Genomic DNA, 7,674 nt, shown 5'->3' with positions numbered 1-7,674 from the left:
ACTTTCGGATGTGTCCACTCCTCGGGGTCCATTTTAACCACCACTCCTCACTCCTCACTCCTAACTTTTGGCCGAAGAATTTACCCGTCTGTTGGGTTCTACTGCTGCCCATCCTTATATCGACAGATTTGCTTTTTTCTTGGTATAGGAGTATACTATAAGTGGGTATTAAAAATACCAATAAAAAACTTTTTTACAGATTATTGACAAACGGCTATTTTTTTGATTCGTAAACGAAAAAGGCTCTTTGTATGTCATAATTATATCATAGTGCCGCTATCCTATAAATAAAAGGCAACGCGGTGATTTATACAGAAGAAAGGAGGAAGAATGATGGTTATCGAAGAATTGATGGACCTGGAGATGTACGGCAGCATGTACCTGCTCTTTGCCATGGCCGCTTTCTATGTGGAAGGCGCCAATCTTCTCGTGCCCTCCCGGGTGAACTTCAATTTCAAGCGCATTCTTTCTCCCTTTGCATCTTTCTTCAAAGGTTTCATCGGGGCAGGGGGATGGACTGCCTCCGGCTTTTCGACTGCAGCAAAACTGAATGACGGGGTATCTGTCACGGGATACCAGGTTTCTTCCATGGCCTGAAAAGCGTGGGGGAAACCCCGCGCGGCAAGCATGTGATGAAACTCTTTTTCCGGAGCTCTTTTTGAAGTGGCCCGGAAAACGGGAAATCCATTCTCTAAAGAAAAGGAGACGCCGCGAGGCGTCTTTTTTTGATTCCTTTGGAGAGTGAATTGTATGTTTTTCGTGAAAAAAGATATCCATAAGTTACTGTCAGTGATGATACCGATCCTGGTGGCCCAGGTATCCACGGCGGGAGTAACTTTTATTAATACCACCATGGCGGGACATGCGGGCGCCGACGACCTGGCCGGCGTATCGGTGGGAGCGGGCCTCTTTTATCCGCTCCTGGCCTCTATCATCGGCCTTCTCATGGCCGGCACCCCCCTCATGGCCCAGCTCATCGGGAAAAAAGACAGGGACAGCCTTCCCTTCATCGTGAGATGCGGAGCGGCAATCGGTCTTTTCATTTCCCTCCTCTTCGGAGCGTCCTACTTCCTCTTCATCGATGACCTTCTGGCCTCCCTGGCCCTGGAGCCTTCGGTGGCTTACATTGCCCGGTATTATCTCATGACCATGATCGGTGTGGTCTTCTTCCTGGGTCTCATTATCCCGCTCCGCTGCCTCACGGACACCGCGGGATCCACCTCCATTTCCATGAAGCTTTTCCTCATGGCGCCTCCGGTGAATGGGGTGCTGAACTACCTCTTCATCTACGGCCACGGCGGTATGCCTGCCCTGGGCGGCATCGGGGCCGGCCTGGCCACCATGATGACCTACGGCGTTCTCCTGGCCCTGTTCCTGCTTGTGGTCCTGAAGACAGAAGAACTGAGGGGCCATGAAATCTTCTCCCGCCTCACCATACGTATGGGGGACCTGAAGGAATACCTCGTCGTAGGCGTACCCAGCGGTCTCTCCATTTTCATGGAAATGAGCCTGTTCAGCCTCATCATCGTATTCCTGTCCCGCTACGGCACCGATGCCCTGGCGGCGTACCAGATCGCCGACAACTTTGCCAGCCTGGTCTACATGCTGCCGGTATCCTGCTCCATGGCCCTCACCATCCTCATTGCCACCGCCGTTGGCGCAGGCAATATGGACATGGCGAAACGGTATAAAAAAGCAGGCTTTATCGTAGCCCTCACGGGAGCTGCCATCACCGCTTCCTTCACCGTCCTCTTCCGGACCCACATCGGTTCCGTATACACCGACGATGCGGCGGTAGCCATGATTGCCGGCCAGTTCCTCATCTACAGCGCCGGCTGGCAGCTCTTTGATGCCATTTCCACCCCCATCCAGGGCATTCTCCGGGGACTGAAGGACACCAGAATTTCCTTCATCCTCATGGTCATCGCCTACTGGGGCGGCTGCTTCCCCATGAGCCTCCTCCTGGACAGCCACACCGCCCTGGGCGCCGACTCCTACTGGCTGGGCCTCGACTTCGGCGTAGGCTGCTCCGCCCTCCTCATGGTGCTCCGCCTCCTCTACGTGGAACGGGAACTGGCAGGAAAGCCGGTCATCACCATGGCATCCATCCTTGCCTTCTTCACCGGAAGGGAACCGGCGGCCGTACCGGCGGTATCCGCCTACTCCGCTGCCCTCCATAGAAATATAAAACAGGCCGAAGAACTGCTGGCTCTCCTCACGGAGACCGAAGAAAAGCTCTCCGCCCTGATCCAAGATAAAAAAGAAGAGGAAGTGGACATCTTCGCAGAAACAAGAAAAGTCCTCCCCATCCGCCTGTCCCTCCTGACAGATATGCACCTGTCCATCATAGGCCATGCCATCCGGGCCTACGTCCCATAGCGTGGTCAGCATGAAAAAACCGTGAACTTTGTGTTCACGGTTTTTTTCTTATGTGGATGAGCGGCGTACGTACGGGCGGGGGCATTGAGCCTTCAGCCTTGAGCCTTGAGCTGACCAGGCCCTGCGGGCCGTGCGTTGCATGGCTGACAGCTATGCGACCGTGTGGGGGCTTCTAGCTTCTAGTGACTAGCTATTAGGAAAGCTCAATAGCCTGCGGCAAATGAAAAGTGGCTGAGGGGGAATGCCCTGCGGGCAAGGTGGCTCAAGGGGAACGGGCTTCGTCCGAGGGGAAGGTGGCGGCGCACAGATTGAGAAGCGCCGCCTTTTGATTCCTCTCGAAAATCCACTTTTTTCCGTGTGAATCCATACGTTCATCGTCATTTCGAGCGGTGGTAAGCGTCGTAGTGGCTCTGTCTTTAAAAATCGCTACAGCTTCGATGAGCCCCGAAATCTCCCTGGTAAATGACTATGAAGATGTTACAACCCGATAGGACTTAGAACAGCTTCTGATGTTAGCTGGAAATGATCAGAGCGACTTTAGCGAGAGCCCCCTTCCGTCTCGCTGCACTCGCCCACCCCCGACTTCGCTGGGAAAGCGTCTCACGGTGTTCTCAGTCGCCTTCGGCTCCCTGCGAACACCGTTCGCTTGCTTTTCCCCCATAGATGGGGGAGGTTAACTATAAAATAAGGTGAGCCGTCAGCGAAGCTGACAGCAGGGGTGCATTTGCCGCGAAGCGGCTGAATACAAAACTCGCGCCGCTTTTATTCTGATGCGGCGCACCACCACTCCTCATTCCTGACTCCTAATTTTTCCAAAGCCCCGCCCGTACGCATGACCGCCAGCCGGCCATCAGAATTTTCATAAAAATTTCATAAATCCTGTATAATTTAGGTATCCGATTTGGTATAATTAAATGATGAAAAAGCGTTTACATTATTCCGCCTGCAGGGCTGGAATTTTATCTTTTCACATTCAGATTGGATGATTTTTGTTACATGGGATTTTTAGCTGAGGAATTTTAAGATGCCGGAAAAAATACTAAGAGGAATATTCATATTGCTCTTTACTGTTCTAGGTATCGTATTATCCAGACAGGGAGAGACTGTACTGGCTGCGCTCCTGCCGAATTCGATCCTTACGGAGACGATCCTGGGCGTGACATTCATGTCCCTGGGCGCCATGCTTCTGGGCGGCATTCTGGGGGCTGTTTTCGGCTGCTTTGTTTCGCCGTACCTGAACCGGTGTCTCTTTGCCTTCACGTCGAAGGTGGAGAAGTCCCTGTCCGCCATGTCGGTGCAGGACCTCATCGCCGGCACCCTGGGCCTGTTCCTGGGCCTCATCATTGCGAACCTGGTGGGCCTCGCCTTTATCAGCGTGCCCTATATCGGACCTTACGTGTCCGTGGCCCTCAGCATTATCCTGGGCTACCTGGGTATGCACCTGGCGGTTTCCAAGAAATCGGAAATGGCCAGCTGGCTCCATCTCCATGCGGAAACAGACCGGAAGAAGGGGAAATCGAAGAAGGAAGGGAAGCTGCTGGATACGAACATCATCATCGATGGCCGTATCGCCGATATCTATAAGACCGGCTTCCTGGAAGGGCCCCTCTATGTGCCTGTATTCGTGCTGGAAGAGCTCCAGAAGATCGCCGACAGCTCCGACGTGCTGAAGCGGAACCGGGGCCGCCGGGGTCTCGATATCCTGAACCACATCAAGAAGAACAGCAAAGATTTCCACATCATCACCGACGATTTCGAAGACATGACGGAAGTGGATTCGAAGCTGGTGAAACTGGCCCGGGAGAAGGGGTACAAAATCGTCACCAACGATTACAACCTGAATAAGGTGGCAGAGCTCCAGGGAGTGAGTGTCCTCAATATCAATGACCTGGCCATCGCCTTAAAGCCCGCGGTGATTCCCGGTGAGCAGCTCTTCGTGCAGCTCGTGAAGCAGGGGAAGGAAGAGGACCAGGGCGTGGCGTACCTGGAAGACGGCACCATGATCGTGGTGGAAAACGGCAGCCATGCCATCGGCAGGGAAGTGCCGGTCATTATTACGTCTGTCCTGCAGACCTCCGCAGGAAAAATGATTTTTGCAAAGCTGGATGACAATGATCAATAGTCTTATACTGGTGGCCGCAGGGAGCGGGAGCCGCATGCAGGCATCCCTGAACAAGCTCCTCCTTACCTGTGAGGGCCACCCTTTGATTTACTATACCCTGAGAAACGTATTCAAGAGCCACCTCCTTTCGGAACTGGTCATTGTGACGAAACCGGAAGAACGGCCCGTTTTTGAGTCCATCGTTTCTTCCATTCCCCACCGGGTGAAGGTGCTCTTTGCCCAGGGGGGAGAAGACCGGGCGGGATCCGTGAAGAACGGTTTCTCCCTGGTGTCGAAGGACTCCGACAAAGTCCTCGTCCACGACGGGGCCCGGCCCCTGGTGGATGGGGAAACCATTGATGAAGCCTTTCAGGCCATTTCCGAAGAAAACCCTGCCGTGGCGGTGGGAGTGCCCTGCATCGACACCATCAAGAAGGTGGAGGAGGGGCGCATCGTGGAAACGCCGGAACGGAGCAGCCTTTTCCGGGCCCAGACCCCCCAGGGCGCCCTGACAGGTCTGTTCCAGCGGGCCGTAGATTTCCTCGCCCGGGGAGGTACCTTCACCGACGATGCGTCGGTGCTGGAAAAACTGGGGGTCCCGGTGCAGCTCATCCCGGGGAAGGAGAAATTCTTCAAAGTCACCACCCCCGAAGACATGGAACGGCTGGGGCAGATGCTCCGGAAAGACCGCTGCCCCTTCCGGGTGGGCCAGGGCTACGACATTCACCGCTTCGATGACAGCCGGCCCCTGCACCTTGGGGGGCTGAAGATTTCCGACACCGGAGGGCTCCTGGGCCACTCCGACGCCGACGTGCTGCTCCATGCCATCATGGATGCCCTTCTGGGGGCCTGCGGCCTCCCGGATATCGGCCACTATTTCCCCGACACCGATGACCGCTTCGAAGGGGCCGACAGCAGCCGCCTTCTGGCAGAGGTGAAGAAAATCATCGAAAACGAAGGCTATACCGTAGGGAATATCGATTCCACGGTGATTGCCGAAAAACCAAAACTTGCCCAGTATATTCCGGCCATGAAAGAAAGAATCGCCGGCATATTGGATATATCGCCCATGGATGTGGGCATCAAAGCAACTACCAATGAAAAACTGGGAGCTGTAGGCCGCAGGGAAGGCATCGCGGCCATGGCTTCCGCCATCGTATTCAGGAGGAGTAACTAATGGAAAAGAAACTGAAAGTCCGTTTTGCACCAAGCCCCACAGGCCCGTTCCACATCGGCGGCGCCCGCTCCGCTTTATTTAACTGGCTCGTAGCCCGCCATGCCGGCGGCACCCTCCTCGTCCGCATCGAAGATACGGACCTGAAACGGTCCTCCCGGGAATCGGAAGAAAATATCAAGGCTTCCCTGAAATGGCTGGGCCTGGACTGGGACGAAGGCATCGATGTCGGCGGCCCGAATGGTCCCTACCGCCAGACAGAACGGCTTGACATCTACAAGAAAGAAGTACAGCGCCTCCTGGACGAAGGCAAGGCTTACTACTGCTACTGCAGCGAAGAAGAACTGGAAGAAAGCCGTAAGAAACAGGTCGCTGCCGGCCAGACCCCGGTATACGACGACCACTGCCGCCACCTGACAGAAGAACAGATCGCCCAGTACAAGGCGGAAGGAAGAAAACCGGTCATCCGCCTCAAAGTCCGTAAAGAGGGCGTCTTTGCCTTCGATGACATGGTTCGTGGCCACGTGGAATTCCAGGCAGCCAACGTAGGGGATTTCATCATCGTGAAATCCGATGGCATCCCGGTGTACAACTTCGCCGTCGTTATCGATGACTCCCTCATGGGCGTGACCGACGTTATCCGGGCAGAAGAACACCTGTCCAACACCCCCCGCCAGCTGGCCATCTATGAAGCCCTGGGCTATCCGATTCCCAGATTCGGCCACATTTCCCTCATCCTCGGTGCTGACCACAAGAAGATGAGCAAACGCCACGGCGCTACCTCCGTCTTCGAATACAAGAACATGGGCTACCTCCCCGATGCCATGGTGAACTACCTGGCCCTCCTGGGCTGGGCACCGAAGGGAGAACAGGAAATCTTCACCTGGGAAGAACTGATCAAACAGTTCTCCATGAAACGGGTTTCCTCCAACGACGCGGTCTTCGATATCGAAAAACTGAACTGGATCAACTTCCAGTACATGAAGAAACTGTCCCCCGAAGCACTCTTAGACCTCACGCTCCCCTTCATCGAAAAAGCGGGCTACGTGAAGAGCCCCCTCTCCGCAGAACAGAAAGACTGGCTCACCAAGGTGGTCTGGTACGTCCGTGACCACCTCTACTACGGCGCCCAGGCACCGGAAAACGTGAAACTCTTCTTCGAAGACCTGCCGGAAGTGACAGATCCCGAAGCTCTGTCCATCATGAAACAGGAAACCAGCGGCGAAATCATCCGCAAATTCGCAGAAGCCCTTAAGGGACTGGAAACATTCGATGAACAGTCCATCAAGAAATGCTTCTCCGCCCTCATGAAAGAAACCGGCATCAAAGGCAAAGCAGCCTTCGAACCAGTCCGCATCGCCTTGACCGGCGTCACCAAAGGCCCGGGCCTCTACGAAATGATGGCCCTCTTCGGAAAAGAAAAATCCCTGTCCCGCCTGCAGGACAGCCTGAAATACTGCTGATATGCAGCAAAAAAGCCCCGAAAGGGGCTTTTTTCGTGGGGATGGACGGGCAGTGTGCGAACGGGTGGGGCTGGGACAGTTAGGAATGAGGAGTGAGGAATGGTGGTGGCGGCGCACAAATGGGGAAGCGCCGCCTTATGAAATACAGTAGGGCCTTACCCCATGAATGCCTCCATCCCAAGTCGTCATCTCGAGCGGTGTGAGCATGCCATGTGACTCTATTTCTAAAAATCGCTACAGCTTCGACGAGTCGAGAGATCTTTCTGGTAAATGCCTGTGACGGTATTACAACCCGATAGGCCGCAGATTCTGTTGAAAGCGCCGCCTTATGAACCACGATAGTGGCTCCGTCGAAGAGACGATAGAAGATAGACGATAGATGGAAGAGAGTCAGCCTGCGGCGCCACCATCCACTAACCTCCGTTGGATGAGATCGAGGTCGAGACCGAGATCGAGTATATTCGAAACTACGTTGCCATTCCAACTGACACTACCCCTAACTCGTCATTTCGAGCGGTGGCAGCATGATAAGTGAATCTGTCCTTAAAATCGCTACA

Annotated in this window: 5 protein-coding genes; all 5 read left to right on the top strand. The window is 54.5% G+C overall.

The genetic code is table 11. The features are described from left to right. The first annotated feature begins 330 nt into the window (after positions 1 to 330). The 5 genes from QZR21_RS06830 (at position 331) to gltX (ending at position 7,117) form a co-directional block, all read left to right on the top strand. Positions 331 to 597, top strand: a complete 267-nt coding sequence (locus QZR21_RS06830; RefSeq protein WP_296098857.1) for a hypothetical protein — start codon at positions 331 to 333, stop codon at positions 595 to 597. 153 nt (positions 598 to 750) lie between these two features. Further along, complete coding sequence (locus QZR21_RS06825) at positions 751 to 2,379, top strand: MATE family efflux transporter (protein WP_296098854.1); 1,629 nt, start codon at positions 751 to 753, stop codon at positions 2,377 to 2,379. A 1,024-nt stretch (positions 2,380 to 3,403) separates the two neighbouring features. Then, positions 3,404 to 4,501 carry a PIN/TRAM domain-containing protein gene (locus QZR21_RS06820; protein ID WP_296100194.1) on the top strand — a complete coding sequence of 366 codons (1,098 nt, stop codon included), beginning with the start codon at positions 3,404 to 3,406 and terminating at the stop codon, positions 4,499 to 4,501. After that, on the top strand, positions 4,491 to 5,657 hold the full coding sequence (gene ispD, locus QZR21_RS06815; RefSeq protein ID WP_296100192.1) for a 2-C-methyl-D-erythritol 4-phosphate cytidylyltransferase: 1,167 nt from the start codon (positions 4,491 to 4,493) through the stop codon (positions 5,655 to 5,657). The genes QZR21_RS06820 and ispD overlap by 11 nt, the downstream gene beginning before the upstream one ends. Then, positions 5,657 to 7,117, top strand: coding sequence for a glutamate--tRNA ligase (gene gltX, locus QZR21_RS06810; RefSeq protein ID WP_296974538.1), 1,461 nt, complete (start codon positions 5,657 to 5,659; stop codon positions 7,115 to 7,117). Before ispD ends, gltX begins: the two co-directional genes overlap by 1 nt. Positions 7,118 to 7,674: the final 557 nt, after the last annotated feature.

It is taken from the genome of uncultured Dialister sp., assembly GCF_900541605.1.
GTDB lineage: Bacteria > Bacillota > Negativicutes > Veillonellales > Dialisteraceae > Dialister.
Note: the sequence above shows the minus strand (reverse complement) of the source record. Positions and strands in the feature narration are given on the sequence as shown.